The organism is Sphingorhabdus sp., assembly GCF_040079335.1.
Classification (GTDB): domain Bacteria; phylum Pseudomonadota; class Alphaproteobacteria; order Sphingomonadales; family Sphingomonadaceae; genus Sphingorhabdus_B.
Window position 1 is genome coordinate 1 of record NZ_JBEBKL010000137.1, and the last position, 1,676, is coordinate 1,676.

The 1,676-nt window shown below is 62.4% G+C and carries 1 pseudogene; it reads left to right on the top strand.

Features of this window, described 5'->3' with window-relative positions:
- A pseudogene (traA, locus tag ABL922_RS14875) lies at positions 1-1,585 on the top strand (Ti-type conjugative transfer relaxase TraA); the annotation flags it as partial.
- Positions 1,586-1,676 lie beyond the last annotated feature (91 nt).

Here is a 1,676-nt window from a genome sequence, read left to right on the forward strand (position 1 = left end):
GCTGGAGCCGCAGGACAAGATCGGCCCCGCCGCCTCGCGCATCGGTGGACGCGGGCTTGAGGCCGAGCGCATCGAGGAACATCGTGCTATTGCACAGCGAAATGGTGAGCGGATCATTGCTAATCCGAATGTCGCGCTTGATGCGATCACGCATAGCCAAGCCACCTTCACGAACCGCGACCTTGCCATTTTCGTGCATCGGCATAGCGAAGGGAAAGACCAATTCGATGCGGCGCTTAGTGCGGTGCGCGGCTCGCCCGATTTCATTGCGCTGGGCAAGGACGGGCGCGGTGATGACCGGTTCACGTCGCGGCAGATGATCGAGACCGAGCAGCGGTTGCAAAACGCATCGGAGTTGATGGCGGAGCGCGAGCGGCATCGCGTTGGCGAGGACAAACAAACGAACGCGCTGGCGCGCGCCGGGGAGCGCGGGTTGCTGCTATCGGGAGAGCAGCGCGCGGCGTTCGAGCATGTGACGGACGCGCGCGGCCTGAGCATCGTTGTTGGCTATGCTGGGACCGGCAAAAGCGCGATGCTGGGCGTTGCCCGTGAGGCTTGGGAAGGTGCGGACTACAACGTGCGCGGCGCGGCGCTTTCGGGCATCGCCGCCGAGGGACTTGAACAAGGTTCGGGCATTGCCTCGCGCACTATCGCCAGTCTCGAACATCAATGGGGGCAGGGCCGCGAACAACTGACTTCGCGCGATGTTCTAGTCATCGACGAAGCAGGCATGGTCGGAACGCGACAGATGGAACGCGTGCTGTCCCATGCCGCCGATGCCGGTGCGAAAGTCGTGCTGGTGGGTGACCCGCAGCAGTTGCAGGCTATCGAAGCCGGAGCCGCATTCCGTGCCATCCACGAACGGCATGGCGGTGTTGAAATCAGCGAAGTCCGCCGCCAGCATGACGGCTGGCAGCAGGATGCGACCAGGCACCTTGCTACCGGGCGGACAGGGCAGGCCATTCATGCCTATGGCGAGCGGGATATGGTCCATATCGCTGACACGCGGGAGGCAGCGCGCGCAGATTTGATCAACCGCTGGGATGAAGCGCGCCAGTCCAACCCCGGCGAGACGCGCATTATCCTCACGCATACCAATGACGAGGTGCGCGAGCTGAACGAAGCGGCGCGCGGGCGGATGCGAAACGCGGGTGAGCTGGGCAATGACGTTTCGATCAAGGCTGAGCGCGGCGAGCGACAATTTGCCAGCGGCGACCGCATCATGTTCCTGCGCAACGAGCGCGGGCTTGGCGTGAAGAACGGAACGCTTGGTATCGTCGAACAGGTGACGCCGCAGCGCATGGCGGTGCGTACCGACGATGGCCGCAAAGTGGCGTTCGACACCAAAGATTATGCGCATGTCGATCACGGTTACGCTGCTACAATCCATAAGGCGCAGGGCATGACCGTGGACCGGACGCACGTGCTCGCCACACCGGGTATGGACAGCCACGGGGCCTATGTTGCGCTATCCCGCCACCGCGAACGCGTGGACCTTGATTATGGCCGCGACGACTTCGCTGATCAGTCAAAACTTGTTCGCACGCTCAGCCGTGAGCGCGGCAAAGACATGGCGAGCGACTATAGACCTTGGTTGTCGAACCCGAACGCGTCCACTTAAGTTTGCGCCAGCCCCTTTGCTCTAATTCCCAACGCTCGCATTAGATGTGTTCATT